The organism is Acholeplasma oculi (genome assembly GCF_900166985.1).
In the GTDB taxonomy this organism is placed as follows: Bacteria; Bacillota_I; Bacilli_A; order Acholeplasmatales; family Acholeplasmataceae; genus Acholeplasma; species Acholeplasma oculi.
Genome location: NZ_FUZK01000003.1, coordinates 84,160 through 101,364, shown reverse-complemented (window position 1 = coordinate 101,364; position 17,205 = coordinate 84,160). Strand labels below are relative to the sequence as shown.

The window sequence follows — 17,205 nt, the reverse complement described above, 5'->3', positions numbered from 1 at the left end:
CTATAAACTGCTTTTTCATTATACCTGATTAAAATACTTTAGTTCTTTCTCTAACATCTTGAATAAACATTTGAATATCTCTTCTAAGTTCTCTTTCATATGCCCAGTGTTTTTGATTCACTGTTGCAAAGCGTACTCGAAGTTTTACCATATGTAGTTGAGTTTCAACAACGCCAAGGTATGTTGGTGTTTCAACCATGTCTGGTTTATTGGCATAGCTTTCTAATAACTCAACAAACTCTTCAGAATAGAAGGATCTTAAATCAAACTGAGGACTTACAATGAATTCAACAACACCGATTGAATTACCTGTTGAGAAGTTGGTGATGACTTTAATATCACCATTATTCACCATTCTAATTTCATTTTTCCAGTTGATCAACTTTGTTCTTCTAATTCCAACCTCTAATACAGTACCGCTAAAGTCACCCAGTTGAATGAAATCTCCTACAGCAAATGCATTTTCAAAGATAATAAAGAATCCTGCAATTAAGTCCTTAATTAATTCTTGTGCACCAAAACCAATTGCAAAACCTAAAATACCAGCGCTTGCTAAAATTGGAGCTAAATCGAGTCCGAACTCCTTTAAGACCATCATTGCCATTACAAACCAAAATATATATTTTATAAGTGCAATCACTAATGCTGTTACAGTTTTTTGGCGTTTAACAAGATGTCTTTCTTTAGCTTTTAACCTAGAAATAATAAATTTCGCAATAAAAGAAAATATGTATCCTAATAAAATCCATCCAGTAACTGCTACAAGTGTAGTAATTAATTCTGTTAAATAGATAGGTAAACCTAGACCAGTTAGCCAATCTGTTAAAAAACTTTTTAATATATCCATATAAAAACACCTCAACTATACTATAACATAATTGAGGTGTTTTTTAAAGTTTTTAGAACGCAGGAATGGCTGCCCAACCATAATTTGCTTCAATCCAAGCTCGTACCTTTTCACTTGTTAAGTGTTCTATAAACTTAACGATTCTAGGATCATCTAGATTATCTTGTCTAACTACAAAGGAAATTGCATAAGTTTCTGTTAGTTCATTGAGTTCTTCATAAGCTAATACATCACTTGCATCCATTAATTGATTATCAGGAGTTCTTGCATAGGATGGATACATAACAGCAAGCTTTCTATCATTTGTATGATAACTTTGAGCGGTTGTTCCAAGTGATCTTGTAACAAAGTTTAAGTTTTTAGGATTTGATTGAACATCAGTTAATGTTGCATTCGTTGTTTTTCCTTCTGCTAGTTCAATTAATCCTAATGATTCTAATAGAAGTAATGCTCTTGGAAGATTAACGACATCTTCAGGAATATAAATGGTTTCACCATTTGGTATGTCGTTTATCGTATCATAAACGCCAGAGTATAGTGCAAATAATGAATGATACACAGGGGTTGCAACAACAAGGTTTGCATCATTTGCTTGATTAAAGAAATTCATGAAATATTGATGTTGGATCAAGTTACCATCAATTTCACCTTGATGTAGTGGTGTATTTAAGATGTTGTAATCCATTTGAACTGCTTCAATCTCAATACCTTCAGTAAGTAAGTCTTCTCGAATGAGTTCAACAATTTCAGGCATTGGGTAGAAGTTAACTCCAATTTTTAAAGTATCTTTTGATTCTGCACAACCGATTAAAACCATAATGAGTGAAGCTATTGTAAGTAAAAATATTTTTTTCATTTTAAATTATCCTCTCTTTTTCTTATTTAAATAGTTTGCAAGTAAATTTCCTAGCATTTGAATCAGTTGAACAATTAGAACCATGATGATTGTAGATGCATACATAAGTTCATGTCCTACAGGTGAGTAATAACCAATTTGGATTGCGGTGTAGCCTAAACCACCACCACCGATAATGTATAAAACAGATGAATATGCAAGTAAGCTAATTAGACTACTTGTATATGCAAGTATCAAACTGGATCTTGCTTCAATAAAGATAAAGTGTCTAAACAGTTGATATTTATTCGCACCTAAGCTTTTTGCTAAGCGATAAATATTAGGGTTTAAATCAACGATAGCCTGTTCAACAAGTCTTGCTGTTGTAGCAATTCCAATTAAAGTTAATGATATGATTGAAGGGATAAATCCATAACTTGTCTTAAATAGGTTAAAGGAAATTGGGATGATAATAACCATGAACAAGATAAAAGGAATTGAACGAATCATACTTACAATCATAGATAAAGTATATGCAATCCATTTATTCTGATATACTTTATCTTTGCCATATAAGGCAAATATATATCCTAGAAGTGTTCCTAATGGAATAGAGATTAGTGCACTCCATAATAGTAATTCTAAAGTTTCAAAACTTGCTTTGATTAAAGATTGTTGTTCTAAAGTAGAAAGTAGAATGTTCATCATGCTTCCTCCCAAAGTAAATCATAAGTTGGTTTAAAGTCATTACTATTTTGAATAGGACCTAAACGTTTAATTTTTCCTTGTTCGAGTAACAGAACTCTCGTACATATATATTTAATCGCAGACATTTGATGTGATACTAAAATGATGGTGATATTAAACTTTTGATGAACTTCTTTAATTATATTCAATATATCTAATGTGGTTGCCTCATCAAGAGAGGATGTGGGTTCATCTAAATAAAGAATTTTGGGTTCTGTTACTAATGCTCTTGCAATCGATATTCTTTGAACTTCACCTCCAGATAACTTTATTGGATATGCGTCCTGCTTATCCAAAAGTCCAACGAATTCAAGCATAAGTTTCGCTTTTTTGAGTCGTTCCTCTTTAGATATGCCTCTTAGTTTTAATGGAAGTGCAATATTCTCTAAAATAGTCAAATTATAAAGTAATGAAAAATCTTGGAATATGAAAGATGTTTCATCAATCATTTTTTGTTTTTGAATTTTCTTTAAAGAATCGACCTTTTGATTCTTAAAGAGAAATGTTCCACTATCTGGTAACATTTGTAAAGATAATATATTTAGAAGGGTTGATTTACCTACACCTGACTTACCGACTATACCAAAAATATCACCCTCATGAATTTTAAGAGAAATATCAATTAAGGCGTTTTGTTTGGTAAATTTTGATTTAAATGACTTACTAACTTGAATCAGTTCTAGCATAGATAAAGTTCCTTTATATTTCAATCTTGTACATTATAAATGAAATGAATGAAATAATCTATTTACTCGCTTATAATGAGAAAATATCGTATATTTGTTGTATAATTATATTATATGGAATAAAATTATAAGGATTATTACGAAAATTATGATAAAAAGCATAGAAATCAATAACTATAAATCTATCCGTGAAAAAATAACCATCACCTTAGATCCAAACCATCCCAGAAATTTCATATTACCGGTAAAACCAGGCTTAACGAAAGACTTCATGGAGATTTTTGTCTTGATTAAAACGATTTATCAGTTTGGGTTAAGAAGAATACCTAGGCTGGATCATCATGAACATGTATCTTTACAAATAACCTTTGAAGTGAATCAAAAGTCGTATAGATATAAACTGATATTAAATCTAACAAAAGGCGAAATCGATTTGGAGTCTTTAAGTGAAATAAAATCTCATAGTGAAATTAATTTATTTCATCGTGAAATGTTTCAGATTGATATTGAATCGACGTTATCCAAACGATTTAAAGGTATCGACTTAGATCGATTTAAGACATATCTTTATGACTTGAGATATGAAAGGAGAGAACTTATATTATCTAAACTTCATGTTAAAGATTTTAGCGAGTCATCGAAGCTTGATTTCTTTGATGAAATAACAAAAGACTTGATGAATATTGAATCGATTAATCTAAATCAACATGTGTTAATTTTTGAAGATATCAAAACGAAACAATATGAAAAAGTATTAGAGGTTATCAAATATTTAGAATTACCGATTCATAATATATTATTTAAAGAAGTAGATTTAGATGATTTAAGATCAGAGCTCAATCGACACCGATATGATGATTTGATGGATGAAATTAGAAATCTAGTAACAAACTCTAAAGAAATCAATCATTATATATGGATATATCAACATTTGTATCGCATTAAAGGTACAAATTTAAATGATTTAAGATTTTATACATTAAATATAGAGTCCAATGTGCAAGGTATGAGTGATTTTAATCAACTATCCTTAGATTTAAAAGAGTTACTTATATATATATTTGTAGTATTTAGGTATGTAAATTCTAAAACGATTTGTATCGAAAACATGACGAAGCATATTCCTTATAATGTTGCTAAGAAATTACTTATTCAAATCAAAAAACATTTAGAAGTTTATAAGAATCAAATCATATTTACCTCAATGGACTATTTATTGTTTGATCAAGGTATATTGGATCAAAAAGAACTATATATATTAGATTATGATCAAACATTGAAATTGAACTCAATATCTGAACTTGGTATAAGAAAAGATAAGAAGTTAATCAATTTATTCACAGATTAGAAAAAAAGAACTAACGATAGCTCAAATATAAAGTGGCTGTTAGTTCTTTTTTATATATTATTTGATTACTTCCTCAATAGCAAGTAGTTCTTCATCACTAAACTCAAGATTATCTAATGTTCTTAAGTTTTCCTCTAATTGAGCTGGTTTGGATGTTGAAATCAATGTAGAAGTCATGTAAGGATTTCTAAGTGTCCAAGCAAGTGCCATTTGTGCAATGGATTGGTTTCTTTTTTTAGCAATGACGTCTAGTTTTTTAAGCTTTTCAATCACTTCAGGTGTGATGTGTTTTTCAGTGAACCACCAAGAATTTGGATTTTTAGCTCTGGAGTCCTCAGGAATTCCATGGATATATTTATTTGTTAATAATCCTTGTTGAAGTGCTGAATAGCAAATCACTCCACCACCAAGTTGATTTTGAGTTTCAAGTAAAGCATCTTTTTCTATCCATCTATTAAACATGGAATAACTTGGTTGCGTGATGACATAAGGCACATGAAGGGAATCAAGTATTTGATGTGCCTTCTTTAAATCTTCGGAATTATAGTTGGATAACCCAACATATAATGCTTTTCCACTACGTACAATATCATAAAGTGCAATCATTGTTTCTTTTAAATCAGTATCAGGGTCTCTTCTATGGTGATAGAAGATATCAACATATGGAATACCCATACGACTTAATGATTGATCTAGAGAAGACATTAAATATTTTCTAGATCCTCCATCTTGGTAAGGACCTTGCCACATGCCGTAACCTGCTTTGGTTGAAATAATGATTTCATCACGGTATGGCATGAGTGCATCTTTTAGTATTTGCCCAAAAACAATTTCTGCATGACCTGGAGGAGGTCCATAGTTGTTTGCTAAATCAAAATGGGTAATACCATAATCAAATGCTGTAAGAATCATGTTTTTACATGTTTCATAATCATTATCTTTACCGAAGTTTTGCCACAAACCGAAGGATAAAACTGGAAGTTTGAGTCCGGAAGTGCCTAATCTTCTGTAAATCATTTTTTCATAACGATCTTTGTTTGCTATATATGACATAATAAGAATCCCCCTTTTTAAATATTATTTTAGTGTAACTTCTTTAACAATATTTGTGAATACTTCAACAGCTTTTTCCATTTGTTGGATACTTGCAAACTCTAAACGACCATGGAAATGATACGCTCCAGTACCGAGGTTTGGACAAATTAATCCACCAAATGTTAATCTTGCACCATCAGTACCACCACGAATAGCTTCAAATTTAGGTGTAAGACCTGACTTTTTAGTTGCAGCAACCGCATAATCTATGACATACATATGATCTTTAATCACTTCGTACATATTATAGTATGAATCATTTAACTCAACCGAGACACATTCATAACCATATGAATCATTCATGTATTTAGCAATTTGAATAAACTTTTCTTTTTGTCCATTAAAAATTGACATATCATGGTTTCTAATAATATATTTAGCAGTAGCCTCTTCAACATGCCCTTTGACTTCAGTTAAGTGATTAAAACCTTCATAACCTTCTGTAAATGCAGGGTTCATAAATGTTGGTAACATTTGATGAAATTTCATTTGTAAATGTAGCGCATTAATCATTTTATTCTTAGATGCTCCTGGATGGATGGATTTACCTGTAAATTTGACTTTAGCAGAAGCAGCATTAAAGTTTTCATACTCAATACCACCTACTTCACTACCGTCTGCTGTATATGCAAAATCAGCTTTAAACCATTCATAATTAAAACGGTCTGCACCTTTACCGATTTCTTCATCTGGTGTGAAACAAATATAAATATCACCGTGTTCGATTGAAGGATCTTCAACTAATCTTTCAACCATTTCCATGATTTCTGCAACGCCTGCCTTATCATCAGCACCTAAAAGTGTTTTACCATCTGTTACAATAATATCTTCACCGATTACCTTTTTTAATGAAGGGTATTGTTTCGGTTCCATATGATAAGTTTCATCTAATTGTATATGCTCACCTTGATAATTCTTAATGATTCTAGGATTAACACCTTGACCTGGTGCATCAAAAGAAGTATCCACATGCGCGATAAAACCAATACTTGGAACATCCTTTTTAATATTAGATGGTAATTTAGAATATACATAACCATCCTTATCTAAAAATGCATCTAAACCCATCCCTTTTAATTCTTCAACTAACATTTTAGATAAATCCAATTGCTTCAACGTGGATGGGAATGTTGTTGAATCTGGATCGGATTGCGTGTCAATCTTGACATAACGCAAAAATCTTTCTACTAATCTATTCATCTATATACCTCGCTTATATATCTATTATACATAATTTAAGTTCGATATTGATAAAATTAATCACCAAATTAATTTTTTTAATTTTTTGATGCAAAAGTATTGACAATTTGAATTTTAAGTAATATTATTAATATGTAAATTAAAAAAGTTAAGGATTTTGACTGAAAAATGAAGAAAAATAAAATACTGAATAAAGTTTATAAACAAAAACTTAAATCTGATCAAGCATATGATATCCTATATAATCCGTTAAGGAAATTACCCAAGAGTCGGTTTGTCAGTATAAAGATACAAATTCGTGAACACTGGTTTCTATCCTCACTCATTGGTATCTTCACAATTCTTCCAGTTCATTCATCCATCATTTCATTTTTCTTAAAGAGAATGAAGGATACGAATCCTGATGGTATTAGAGGAGAAGACCTCATTCAAATGATTCGAGTCAAAGGTATTAAAGTACAAATTATATCAAAAGATGCATATATTCATATAAAGACAATCTAAGGAGGATTTAAAAAATGTCTAAACCCAATAAAGCATTAACTGCATGTCCGGTTTGTAACCACGATTTACATATCACACATTTATCATGTGATCATTGTCATACAGAAATAAAGGGTGAGTTTGGATTTTCAAAATTCAACTACCTAAACCCTGAAACACTTTATTTCATCGAAATCTTTGTTAAAAACAGAGGGAATATTAAAGCTGTAGAAAAGGAAATGAATATTAGTTATCCTACAGTTAAAAAATATTTAGATGAAGCTGTTACATCTTTAGGTTATAGTGTCGAAGATGATGAACCTTCATTTGAACCTAAAGATAAAGGTTTCCAATTTAAATTCAATGAAGACTCAACCAAAGAAAAGAAAATAGACATCTTAAATAAAATTAAGACAGGTGAAATCAAGGTAGATGAGGCCATTAAACTTATCAAAAAATTAAAAGGAGAAACAAAATAATGGATCAATTAAAAGAAGAAAGACTTCAAATATTGGAGTTATTAAGAGAAGGTAAAATTAACCCAGAAGAAGCTGAGGCATTACTTGCTGCATTAACGGATAAGCCTAAAGATGAAACAGTCGTTTTAAAAGATAAAAAAGGACCTTTCAAAATGCTTAAGATTGTTATTGATGCATCTGGTGGTGAAAAGGTGCGTGTAAATATTCCTGTTGAGTTTGCAAAACTACTCAAAAATGGAAAGTTTGGAAACAACAAGTTAGATGATTTTGATATTGATATTGATGCAATATTAGATATGGTAGGTCAAGGAGTCTTAGGTGAAATTGTTTCTGTGGACTCTGAAGACGGAGACAAAGTAAGAGTTATTGTAGAATAGAAATCTATGAACATTTCAATGAACTTGTTAAAGAAAAAACAGCAATCTATATCTCTCACAGAATGAGTTCATCCAAGTTTTGTGATAAGATTTTAGTGATTGATGGTGGTGTGATGAAAGATTTTACAACACATGATACCTTAATGATGAATCAAGAATCTCTTTATTATAAACTTTTTACAACTCAAGCCAAAAATTATATGCATTAAAAGTTCGTGTTATAACGAACTTTTCCTTACATATTTGATACAATATTAAATGAGGAAAAAAACATGATATTACTTAAACACTTTAGACATTATTATTTAAAATATGGATTTCAATTCCTACTAGGTATTGTTATTTTAGTTTTAATTGATTACTTTCAATTAGAAATACCTAGAATATTTAATGTCATTATTACACAGGTTGAGGATAATGAGTTAACAGCCATCACTCAACTATATGAACCCCTACTATATATTATCTCGATTGTTGCTTTTATGACAATTGGTAGATATTTATGGAGATTTTTACTTTTTGGAAATGGTAGAAAAATTGAAACAGATATTCGTTTTGAAATGTTCAAACATGCAACGAAGTTATCCCAAAATTTCTATTCTAAAGAAAAAATAGGTGGCTTAATGAGTTATTTTATTAATGACTTAAATGCCATAAGAGAACTATACGGATTTGGACTACTTATGCTAATTGATGGATTAGTATTAGGTGGTATGGTTTTATTTAGAATGTTTAACTTAAACTGGGAAATGACGCTTTATGCATTTATACCTTTATTACTGATGGGTATTTTGGTTTTCTTCTTAGAACTTAAGATGGAACATAAATTTAAAGTCAGACAAGAATCATTTGAAAAAATGAGTGATTTTACGCAAGAGTCCTTTACAGGCATTCAAGTAATTAAAGCATATGTTAGAGAATTAAAAGAAGCGATTACTTTCGACAAAAAATCAAAAGAAGTTTACAACAAATCCATGGCACATATGCGCTATGCAGTCTTTGTAAATATCATTATTGATGTGATGATTACCCTAGTGATTTTATCCGTATTAGTATATGGTTCACTACTGATTGCTAGAGGTAACTTAAATTCAGGTACCTTAACTGAGTATATTTCTTATTTCTTTACATTGTTATGGCCAATATTTGCCTTATCATGGTTTATGAATATTAATGGTCAAGCACAAGCTTCTGCTAAAAGAATTTATAAATTTTTAGAATCTGATGTTGATGTTAAGGATATAGATAACCCTATCAAGGATGTTACAATCGATGGTAGTATTACAGTTAAAAATTTAACCTTTACATATGATGGAGACAAAAACCCTGTTTTAAAAAATATGAATTTTGACATTAAAGCAGGCGAAATGGTAGGTATTTTAGGTAAAACAGGTAGCGGTAAATCAACACTAGTGGAATTACTTCTACATGTATATAATACCGATAAAAATATGATTTATTACGGTTCTTATGATATCAATGATCTAGAGATCAAAACATTAAGAGACCATATTGGTTATGTACCACAAGATAATTTCTTGTATTCAGATACCATTAAAAATAATATTGGTTTTAGTTTTAAAGAACCTATTTCAGATGAATGGTTACATGAGGTTGCAAAACTATCTGATGTACACCAAAACGTTTTAGAGTTTAAAGAACAATACGAAACCATTTTAGGTGAAAGAGGAACAACAGTATCAGGAGGTCAAAAACAAAGAATCTCTATTGCTAGAGCACTTGCTAAAGACCCAACAATACTTATATTAGATGACTCTGTATCTGCTGTTGATACAAAAACTGAAGAGGCAATTATATCGAATCTAAGAAAAATCAGAAAAGGTAAAACAACCATTATGATTGCTCATAGAATCTCAACGGTTAAAAAATTAGATAAAATTATATTAATTGAAAAAGGTCAAATCATTGGAGTTGGTAGTCATAAAGAATTACTTAAAACCAATGATGCCTATAAACATATGGTTAAGCTACAAGAATTAGAAGCATTAGTGGGAGAAGGTGAACATCATGCGTGATTTTAACGATAACCATCAGTCCCATGCCGATAAGAATTTAACAAAACGATTATTAACTTATTTAAAACCACATAAGAAACGTTTCCTAACAGCTTTCTTATTAATGTTTATTACGACATTTGCAAATCTGATCTTACCACTTGCAACTGGCTTATCTATTGACTTAATGGTCAATCCTGATTACACCTTTGACTTTAAAGTTTTAGTATTAATTATAGGTGCAATTATTGCGGTTGCGATACTTATGACATCTGTTGTCGTTGGATTCTTCCAACAAATGATGTTACAAGAAATAGGTCAAGATGTCACCCACGTATTAAGAAAAGAAGTATTTGAACATATAGAAAATCTATCGATTGGACAAATTAATTTATTACCTGTAGGAAAACTCGTTACAAGAGCAACCAATGACCCAGGAAATATATCGGATATGTTTACTAATACGATTGTAAACTTAATTAGAAACTTCTTAATGTTATTCATCATTGGTATCATTTTAGTTGTAATTAACTATGTTATGGCTTTATTAGTATTCTTAACTCTACCACTCATTATTATTGCTTCCCAACTCTTTAGAAAATACTCAAGAAATGCATATCGTCAAGTGAGAAATAATGTATCTGAAGTGAATGGATTCTTATCTGAAAACTTAAGTGGTATTAAGATTACTCAAATCTTTAATCAAGAAGATAAAAAAATTAAAGAGTTCAAAGAGATTAATGATAAATTAAAGAAAAGTTATTTAACTGAAATTAATATCTTTGGTATCTATAGACCCATCATTTGGTTAATCGCCATGATAGCAAGTATACTCACTATTTATTTTGGGGTATCTAGTGTCTTAGCGGGAATATTAAGTCCTGGATTATTCATTTCATTCTATATTTATGTAGGACAATTCTTTGAGCCAATTCAACAAATATCTGAACAATTCAATGGTTTACAAAACGGATTTAGTTCTGCAGAAAAAATCTTTGATGTGCTTGATACCAAACCAGATATTAAAGATCAAGAAGATGCAATTGAACTCGATAAGTTTGAAGGTAGAATTGAATTTAAAAATGTATGGTTTCAATATATACCTGATGAATGGGTTTTAAAAGGCGTATCCTTTAAAGTGAATCCGAATGAAACTGTTGCTTTTGTAGGTGCAACAGGAAGTGGTAAAACGACCATTCTACAATTGATTGTTAGAAACTATGACATCCAAGAAGGACAAATTTTAATTGATGGAATTGACATACGTACGATTAAACGTTCAAGTCTTAGAAAATTTATAGGACAAATGTTACAAGATGTTTTCCTATTTAGTGGTACAATAAGAGATAATATTACTTTAGGAGATCCAACAATCACGGATGAAGATATTAAAAAAGCAAGTGATTATGTAGGATTAGACTATGTATTAGATAAATTAGAACATGGATTAGACCACGTAGTCTTAGAACGTGGTAATAACTTTAGTAGTGGTGAACGTCAGTTAATATCATTTGCTAGAGCGGTTGTATATAACCCTAGCCTTATGATATTAGATGAGGCAACAGCAAACATTGACTCAGAAACTGAAAGTATTATCCAAGATTCATTAAGTAAAATGATGAACATCTCAACCATGTTAATCGTTGCACACAGATTATCAACCATTCAACATAGTAACCGAATCATTGTAATGAGTAAAGGTGAAATTGTTGAAATGGGTACGCATCAAGAATTATTGAAACAAAAGGGTTTATATTTTAATTTATATCAACTGCAATATGATAAGAAAGAAGGAGACATACATGCTTAATAAAAAAGAATTAGAAACATTGCTCCAACTCGGTTTAGAAACCGGTGCAGATTTTTCAGAAATCTTTTTAGAAGATACTAAAAGTGGAAGAATTTCTGTGAATAACGGAGAAGTTATAAGTGTTACAACAGGAGATGTACATGGCGTGGGCGTTCGTTTACTTCAAGGTATTGATGAAGTATATGGATATTCTAATGATGATTCCTATGCATCTATTGAAAAACTGATGTTAACATTACGTGGTTCATTTAAGGGTAGTAAACAAACTGCAAAACCACTTGGTGAGAAATTACCTTATGTCAATGACATTAAAAAACCACATAACAGTTTAACGCCACAAGAAAAAAGTAAGACTTTAATTGAACTATCCAATATCATTAAGAATCATGATGAGAAAATCATTCAAGCAGGTGCAACTTTAATTGAGTGGGAACAAAAGGTTTTAATTGCAAATTCTAGAGGATTATTACAAGATGATGTTAGAACCTATACACGTTGTGCATTAACAGCAACAGCTCAAGATAATGCACTCATTCAAGATGCATATGAAGCACCTGGAAGAAATATGGGATTTGAAATCTTTGATGAAATAGATTTTAAAGCACTTGCAAAAGAAGTTGCAGAATCTGCAATGACTTATCTTTATGCAGATAACATGGAACCTCAAGAAATGCCTGTTGTTATTCATAATGGTTTTGGAGGCGTCATTTTCCATGAAGCTGTCGGACATCCACTTGAAACGAGTGCTGTTTCTAAAGGTTTATCACCTTTTGCTGGAAAACTAGGACAAAAAGTTGCAAGTGAAGTTGTTACAGCATATGATAATGGTGATGATCCTAAGCAATGGGGTAGAACAACATTTGATGATGAAGGTCATAAAACTCAGAAAAATTTATTAATTGAAAAAGGTATTTTAAAAGGATATTTATCCGATTATAAGAGTGGTAAACGTATGAACTATGAATCAACTGGTTCTGGTCGTCGTCAAAGTTATAAATATGCACCAACTGCACGTATGAATACAACGTACATTGAAAATGGTACAGAAAATTATGAAGATATTATTAAAGATACACCATATGGACTATTTGCTAAAAAACTAGGTGGTGGAACAGTTAATCCTGCAACTGGAGAGTATAACTTCGCTGTTATGGAAGGTTATATGATTGAAAATGGTAAATTAACCAAACCAGTTCGTGGTGCAATGCTGATTGGACACGGTGCTGAAACGATTTTAAATATTGACCGTGTTGCAAACAATAGAACATTTGGTCAAGGTATGTGCGGTGCTGGAAGTGGATCGATTCCAACCGATGTAGGCCAACCAACCATTAGAGTATCTAAAATGCTTGTTGGTGGACAAGGAGGAAAGAAATAATGTTTGAAAAATGGATTGAATTAGGTCTTAAAAAAGGCTTTAGTGAAGTAGAAATCTATTCAACAAGATCCAAATCACTTTCTATTGAAGTTTATCAAGGAAAAGTTGAAGCATTAACGACTTCCGATGTAAATAAAGCGAAAGTTAAAGCAATCTTTGATGATAAGTTAGTCTCTGGTACACTTGAAAACTTAAGTGATGAAGCGATTAATGATTTATTTGATTTACTCAAATTAAACGCACTTGCATTAACAGTTAAAGAACCTGCAATTATATTTGAAGGGTCCAAAAGTTATCCAGTTGTTAAAGAAAATGATTTTGACTTTGACAGCGTAGCTATTGAAGATAAGATTAACTATTTATTTGAATTAGAAAAGAATATCTTAAAATGTGAATATGTTAAGCAAATGGATTCTACAAACTATTCAGAAAATTACGGTGAAACAACAATTATCAACTCGAAAGGATTAAACCTTACGCGTAAGCATAATTTTGCATATGCATACGGTATAGCAATCTTTGAGAAAAATGGTGATATCAAAACAGGTTATGAAGTTGTTCTTGCTAAAAAGTTTGATGATTTTAATGCCGAAGCTGATGCACAAAAAACCATTGAATCTGGATTATCTAAATTAGATGGTAAGAGTATTAAAACAGGACAATATGAAACAGTATTCTCATCCAAGAGATTTGGTGATATGTTAAATGTCTTTAGTGGATTATTCTCAGGTGAGGCAGCTTACCGTAAAGTAACTGCTTTAAAAGATAAAAAAGGTGAGAAAATTGCAGTAGATTTCTTTAATCTTTGGGATGATCCATTAAATGAACTTGCACCATTCCAAAACTCTTTTGACGATGAAGGGGTTGCTGCGAATCCTAAGAAGATTATTAAAGATGGCGTGTTTACTGGATTCTTACACTCTCTTAGAACTGCTAAACTATTTAATGAAGAACCAACGGGTAACGCATTTGGTGGTTCCATTGGACCTGCGGCACTTTACCTAGAACCAGGTACTAAAGACTTTGATGCATTAATCAAAGATATTGAAGAAGGTTTCTATGTAACAGATTTAGTTGGCTTACATGCAGGTGTTAATCACTCTAATGGTAATTTCAGCTTACAAGCGGGTGGTGTACTCATTAAAAACGGTAAACTCGATCATGCCGTTAAGATGGTTGTATTATCAGGAAACTGGTTTGAACTCTTATTACAAATTAAAGGTATCGGATCTGACCTTAAATTTGATTTATCAGGTGTAGGTTCACCATCAGTTCATGTTGGAAAACTTACAGTATCCGGAGAAGAAAAATAAATCGCTTTATGAACGCCTCAGTCATATGACTGAGGCTTTTTATTTGATGGACTCAATTATGTAAAATAAGGAACAATGTTATGATATGACTTTGAATAAAACACCAAAAATGATACAATATATTAGAATCATCTAAAAGCAGATATGAGTTTTATGATGTACTCAATATATTTGAATAAGTTTGCGTTGCATATCGTTATAAAGATAGTTTAAATCATGCTAAAATAACAACTGACAATGCGATTCCATTCAAATTAAGTGCATCAATTATGACCTTTCATACAGTGAAATTTTTATAAACATGCTGATGGATAGGATTTCATACTGAATAAAACTTCATTTTGGTCTGAATGGATTGAATTATAAAAAATTTATAGTGGAGGTCTTACAATTGAGTAAACTAGAACGCATCATAGAACTTGAAGAGCAAGTTGAAATTTCTATAAATGAAGCTAAAGATAAAACTCAACAAATCTTAGATTTGAAAAAAGTAGAAGCTGAAAAAGAGATTAATCTTTTAAAAGCATCTTATCAAGAGCAAATAGATCAAATCCAACAATCAACGCAAGATGAGTTAAACAGAATTTCAAAAGCACTAGAAGCTAAGAAATTAGAACTCAATCAAAAAATTGATAGCGATTATAAAGAAGTTGTTGAAAAATACATTCTTGAACTTAAAAAAGAGGTTTTAAGTTCATGATAGTATCAATGAAAAAAGCAAAGCTTATCTTTATGGAAGAAGACTTCAATAAGATTATTAAAACAATCCAAGTCCATGGATTTTTAATGCTTGATCAAAAGTATTTGAAAACACAATCACCATCTGAAGATACCATTAAAGTATCTAAGGCGATTGAAATCTTAGATGGTTACTTGAAAAAATCCATTGGTGGTAATGAAGTTGTTGAACTAGAAAGATTTGAAAATCTTTCAAATAATACACTTTTAGTTGCAAATGAGATTATAGAGAAGCAAAATCAATTAACCAAACATAAAGAAGGATTTCAAAAGTTCAAAAAGAAATTAGAAACCGTTCTTCCTTATCGCTTACTTCCTGTAGAACAAGCGAAGTTAAAAAATCTTAAATTTACTGATGTTTTGCTCGGTAAAGTTAAAGAAGAACGACTCTTATCATTAAAAGGATTCTTAGAAGGTATTGATGCATATGTGGATATCATAAGCAAAGATGAGTTCTATACATATATTAATGTCGTTTTCGATAAGGAATATTATGAACAAGCAAAAGATATTCTTAATCAACACCAATTTATAGAACATGAAATTGAGAAATTCTCACAAAAGAATCCATTAATGATTGAGTATTATCAAAATGAGATGACAAAGTATCAAGATGCAATTGTTGATATAGAAAATTTCATGATTGAACATACCAAACAATTAGCTGAATTAAAACTTTTATATGATCAACAAGTGAGTAAAGACTTAAGAAAACAAATCAATTTAGGAAAAACCAATCAAACAGTTTATATTGAAGGTTGGATGCGTGGTGATCAAGTAGCGGATTTAGAAAAGGTTCTAAAGGATGAATCCTTAACCTATGAACTTGAAACTAGAGACGCAAACGAAAATGAAAATGTACCAACAGCACTTAAAAATAACCGACTCATTAAACCGTTTGAATATATTACAAATCAATTCTCAATTCCATCTCCAAAAGAAATTGACCCTAACCCTATGATGAGTTTCTGGTACTGGATAATCTTTGGTATTATGATGGGTGATATTGGATATGGACTATCCATGATTCTAATCTTTGGTTTAGCTGCTAAATTTGGAAAACTTAGAGGTGGTATTAAAGATTTAGCAACCATTTTCTTCTATTCTGGATTTACGGCAATCCTTGCTGGTTTAGTCTTTGGATCATTCTTTGGTGCAACACTTTATACACCATTGCTAGACCCAATACAAGACCCGGTTCCGATGTTAATTATATCCATAGCAATAGGTATCATACATATTATTTGTGCACTCATTATGAAAATGATTAATACCGCTAAACAAGGAGATATCTTAACTGGAATTGCAGATGGACTCTCATGGATACTCATATTATTAGGTATAAGTATCTATGCTGCAACAATGTTTATTCAACTGGATGCAATGTTGATGAATATATTAACCTATATTGCACTAGGATCAATTGGTATAGGTGTCTTAATTATTATCGTATTAAGCGGAAGACATACTAAGAGTATTTTTGGTAAAATCATGTCTGCTTTTGGTGGATTATATAGTTCAACTTCCTATCTATCAGATGTCCTAAGTTATTCAAGAATATTAGCATTAGCATTATCCTCAGCAGTCATTGCCTTTACGATGAATTTACTTGCTGATATGGTATGGAATTCGATTCCTTTCGTAGGTTTCTTACTGGGTATTGTTGTATATCTAGTCGGACATATATTCAACTTTGTAATGGGATTACTAAGCGCATATGTTCATGCGGGAAGATTACAATATTTAGAGTATTATGGTAAGTTTTACGAAGGTGGAGGGTATTTATTTGAACCCCTACAACTTCAATTAAAATATGTTTATCAAGTAAATTTAAAAGAGAAAAAATAAGGAGAA

General features: G+C 31.0%; 17 protein-coding genes. 11 read left to right on the top strand and 6 right to left on the bottom strand.

All coding sequences use genetic code 11. From position 1 onward, the window contains the following. Positions 1 to 28: 28 nt before the first annotated feature. From B5X49_RS06325 to B5X49_RS06310, 4 genes are read right to left on the bottom strand one after another with little or no spacing between them, the layout of a single operon-like run. On the bottom strand, positions 29 to 847 hold the full coding sequence (locus tag B5X49_RS06325) for a mechanosensitive ion channel family protein (RefSeq protein WP_052669929.1): 819 nt from the start codon (positions 845 to 847) through the stop codon (positions 29 to 31). Between the two features lie 52 nt (positions 848 to 899). Beyond that, positions 900 to 1,703, bottom strand: coding sequence for a MetQ/NlpA family ABC transporter substrate-binding protein (locus tag B5X49_RS06320; RefSeq protein ID WP_045749092.1), 804 nt, complete (start codon positions 1,701 to 1,703; stop codon positions 900 to 902). Between the two features lie 6 nt (positions 1,704 to 1,709). Beyond that, complete coding sequence (locus B5X49_RS06315) at positions 1,710 to 2,387, bottom strand: ABC transporter permease subunit (protein ID WP_052669931.1); 678 nt, start codon at positions 2,385 to 2,387, stop codon at positions 1,710 to 1,712. Next, complete coding sequence (locus B5X49_RS06310) at positions 2,387 to 3,115, bottom strand: ATP-binding cassette domain-containing protein (protein WP_045749094.1); 729 nt, start codon at positions 3,113 to 3,115, stop codon at positions 2,387 to 2,389. Before B5X49_RS06310 ends, B5X49_RS06315 begins: the two co-directional genes overlap by 1 nt. Before the next feature lie 148 nt (positions 3,116 to 3,263). Between B5X49_RS06310 and B5X49_RS06305 the strand changes: the two genes are divergently transcribed. Continuing rightward, entirely contained in the window at positions 3,264 to 4,463 is a 1,200-nt protein-coding gene (locus B5X49_RS06305; RefSeq protein ID WP_045749095.1) for a hypothetical protein, read from the top strand. Between the two features lie 57 nt (positions 4,464 to 4,520). Here B5X49_RS06305 and B5X49_RS06300 read toward each other — a convergent pair whose 3' ends face one another. Continuing rightward, positions 4,521 to 5,516: an aldo/keto reductase gene (locus B5X49_RS06300; protein ID WP_045749096.1), complete on the bottom strand. Its 996-nt coding sequence runs from the start codon at positions 5,514 to 5,516 to the stop codon at positions 4,521 to 4,523. A gap of 24 nt (positions 5,517 to 5,540) precedes the next feature. Then, positions 5,541 to 6,758 carry a peptidase T gene (gene pepT, locus B5X49_RS06295; protein WP_045749097.1) on the bottom strand — a complete coding sequence of 406 codons (1,218 nt, stop codon included), beginning with the start codon at positions 6,756 to 6,758 and terminating at the stop codon, positions 5,541 to 5,543. Positions 6,759 to 6,926: 168 nt separating this feature from the next. Between pepT and B5X49_RS06290 the strand changes: the two genes are divergently transcribed. The 10 genes from B5X49_RS06290 (at position 6,927) to B5X49_RS06250 (ending at position 17,199) form a co-directional block, all read left to right on the top strand. After that, on the top strand, positions 6,927 to 7,262 hold the full coding sequence (locus B5X49_RS06290; protein WP_045749098.1) for a hypothetical protein: 336 nt from the start codon (positions 6,927 to 6,929) through the stop codon (positions 7,260 to 7,262). Between the two features lie 14 nt (positions 7,263 to 7,276). Further along, a complete protein-coding gene (locus B5X49_RS06285; protein WP_045749099.1) occupies positions 7,277 to 7,720 on the top strand; it encodes a DUF2089 domain-containing protein in 444 nt (147 codons plus the stop codon). Continuing rightward, positions 7,720 to 8,097 (top strand): SHOCT-like domain-containing protein, encoded by a 378-nt coding sequence (locus B5X49_RS06280; RefSeq protein WP_045749100.1) that lies wholly within the window; start codon positions 7,720 to 7,722, stop codon positions 8,095 to 8,097. Before B5X49_RS06285 ends, B5X49_RS06280 begins: the two co-directional genes overlap by 1 nt. 62 nt (positions 8,098 to 8,159) lie before the next feature. Next, complete coding sequence (locus tag B5X49_RS07610; RefSeq protein ID WP_115734957.1) at positions 8,160 to 8,306, top strand: ABC transporter ATP-binding protein/permease; 147 nt, start codon at positions 8,160 to 8,162, stop codon at positions 8,304 to 8,306. A 63-nt stretch (positions 8,307 to 8,369) separates the two neighbouring features. Next, on the top strand, positions 8,370 to 10,133 hold the full coding sequence (locus B5X49_RS06275) for an ABC transporter ATP-binding protein (protein ID WP_045749101.1): 1,764 nt from the start codon (positions 8,370 to 8,372) through the stop codon (positions 10,131 to 10,133). After that, positions 10,126 to 11,922 (top strand): ABC transporter ATP-binding protein, encoded by a 1,797-nt coding sequence (locus tag B5X49_RS06270; protein ID WP_045749102.1) that lies wholly within the window; start codon positions 10,126 to 10,128, stop codon positions 11,920 to 11,922. The genes B5X49_RS06275 and B5X49_RS06270 overlap by 8 nt, the downstream gene beginning before the upstream one ends. Continuing rightward, positions 11,915 to 13,300, top strand: a complete 1,386-nt coding sequence (locus B5X49_RS06265; RefSeq protein ID WP_045749103.1) for a TldD/PmbA family protein — start codon at positions 11,915 to 11,917, stop codon at positions 13,298 to 13,300. The genes B5X49_RS06270 and B5X49_RS06265 overlap by 8 nt, the downstream gene beginning before the upstream one ends. Further along, positions 13,300 to 14,613, top strand: a complete 1,314-nt coding sequence (locus B5X49_RS06260; protein ID WP_045749104.1) for a TldD/PmbA family protein — start codon at positions 13,300 to 13,302, stop codon at positions 14,611 to 14,613. The genes B5X49_RS06265 and B5X49_RS06260 overlap by 1 nt, the downstream gene beginning before the upstream one ends. A gap of 391 nt (positions 14,614 to 15,004) precedes the next feature. Beyond that, positions 15,005 to 15,313: a hypothetical protein gene (locus tag B5X49_RS06255; protein ID WP_045749105.1), complete on the top strand. Its 309-nt coding sequence runs from the start codon at positions 15,005 to 15,007 to the stop codon at positions 15,311 to 15,313. After that, a complete protein-coding gene (locus B5X49_RS06250) occupies positions 15,310 to 17,199 on the top strand; it encodes a V-type ATP synthase subunit I (RefSeq protein WP_045749106.1) in 1,890 nt (629 codons plus the stop codon). Before B5X49_RS06255 ends, B5X49_RS06250 begins: the two co-directional genes overlap by 4 nt. Positions 17,200 to 17,205 lie beyond the last annotated feature (6 nt).

Bases quoted from the DNA above. Each gene is read 5' to 3' on its own strand.
- B5X49_RS06300 (WP_045749096.1), bottom strand. From the start codon at position 5,516: ATGTCATATATAGCAAACAAAGATCGTTATGAAAAAATGATTTACAGA.
- pepT (WP_045749097.1), bottom strand. From the start codon at position 6,758: ATGAATAGATTAGTAGAAAGATTTTTGCGTTATGTCAAGATTGACACG.
- B5X49_RS06290 (WP_045749098.1), top strand. From the start codon at position 6,927: ATGAAGAAAAATAAAATACTGAATAAAGTTTATAAACAAAAACTTAAA.
- B5X49_RS06310 (WP_045749094.1), bottom strand. From the start codon at position 3,115: ATGCTAGAACTGATTCAAGTTAGTAAGTCATTTAAATCAAAATTTACC.
- B5X49_RS06315 (WP_052669931.1), bottom strand. From the start codon at position 2,387: ATGAACATTCTACTTTCTACTTTAGAACAACAATCTTTAATCAAAGCA.
- B5X49_RS06250 (WP_045749106.1), top strand. From the start codon at position 15,310: ATGATAGTATCAATGAAAAAAGCAAAGCTTATCTTTATGGAAGAAGAC.
- B5X49_RS06275 (WP_045749101.1), top strand. From the start codon at position 8,370: ATGATATTACTTAAACACTTTAGACATTATTATTTAAAATATGGATTT.
- B5X49_RS06265 (WP_045749103.1), top strand. From the start codon at position 11,915: ATGCTTAATAAAAAAGAATTAGAAACATTGCTCCAACTCGGTTTAGAA.
- B5X49_RS06285 (WP_045749099.1), top strand. From the start codon at position 7,277: ATGTCTAAACCCAATAAAGCATTAACTGCATGTCCGGTTTGTAACCAC.
- B5X49_RS07610 (WP_115734957.1), top strand. From the start codon at position 8,160: ATGAGTTCATCCAAGTTTTGTGATAAGATTTTAGTGATTGATGGTGGT.
- B5X49_RS06270 (WP_045749102.1), top strand. From the start codon at position 10,126: ATGCGTGATTTTAACGATAACCATCAGTCCCATGCCGATAAGAATTTA.
- B5X49_RS06325 (WP_052669929.1), bottom strand. From the start codon at position 847: ATGGATATATTAAAAAGTTTTTTAACAGATTGGCTAACTGGTCTAGGT.
- B5X49_RS06260 (WP_045749104.1), top strand. From the start codon at position 13,300: ATGTTTGAAAAATGGATTGAATTAGGTCTTAAAAAAGGCTTTAGTGAA.
- B5X49_RS06320 (WP_045749092.1), bottom strand. From the start codon at position 1,703: ATGAAAAAAATATTTTTACTTACAATAGCTTCACTCATTATGGTTTTA.
- B5X49_RS06280 (WP_045749100.1), top strand. From the start codon at position 7,720: ATGGATCAATTAAAAGAAGAAAGACTTCAAATATTGGAGTTATTAAGA.
- B5X49_RS06305 (WP_045749095.1), top strand. From the start codon at position 3,264: ATGATAAAAAGCATAGAAATCAATAACTATAAATCTATCCGTGAAAAA.